We start from the raw sequence: 648 nt of genomic DNA, 5'->3' as shown, positions 1-648 counted from the left end.
CCACCCTGACGGCGCGTCACCCTGCCCAAAGACGCATCCTGACGGTGCTCGTCGCAGCCCAGATCCTCAGCGGCGCCGGACTTGCCGCAGGCATCACCGTCGGCGCGCTGCTCGCCCAGGACATGCTCGGCGCCACCAGCGCGGCAGGCTTACCCGCGGCACTGTTCACCATCGGCTCCGCCCTCGCGGCTCTGCTGATCGCCCGCGTCTCCGGCCTGCGCGGCAGACGCGCCGGTCTCGCCGGCGGCTACCTCACCGGCGCAGTGGGTGCGCTCGGCGTCGTCATCGCTGCCGCCACCGACAACGCCGTACTGCTGTTCGCCGCGTTGTTCGTCTACGGCGCGGGCAGCGCGACCAACCTCCAGGCGCGCTACGCCGGCGCCGACCTCGCCGCCCCGCAACGCCGAGGCCGCGCGGTGAGCACGGTGCTCGTCGCCACCACGCTCGGCGCGGTGCTCGGACCCAACCTCGTCACGGCGACCGGCGAACTGGCCACGAGCTGGCACGTCCCAGCGCTCGCCGGCCCGTTCATCCTCGCGGTCTTCGCCTACACCGCGGCCGCCATCGTGCTGTGGGTACTGCTTCGACCCGATCCACTTCTCACCGCCCGGTCCCTACCCGCCGCCCCCGTGGCCAGCCGCGACTCCC

General features: G+C 73.5%; 1 protein-coding gene. It reads left to right on the top strand.

Annotated features, from left to right (window positions below):
• Positions 1–44: 44 nt before the first annotated feature.
• A partial coding sequence (locus SK571_RS46190; protein WP_319990437.1) for an MFS transporter occupies positions 45–648 on the top strand: 604 nt, incomplete at its 3' end.

This window comes from Lentzea kristufekii, from assembly GCF_033949925.1.
In the GTDB taxonomy this organism is placed as follows: domain Bacteria; phylum Actinomycetota; class Actinomycetes; order Mycobacteriales; family Pseudonocardiaceae; genus Lentzea; species Lentzea kristufekii.
Note: the sequence above shows the minus strand (reverse complement) of the source record. Positions and strands in the feature narration are given on the sequence as shown.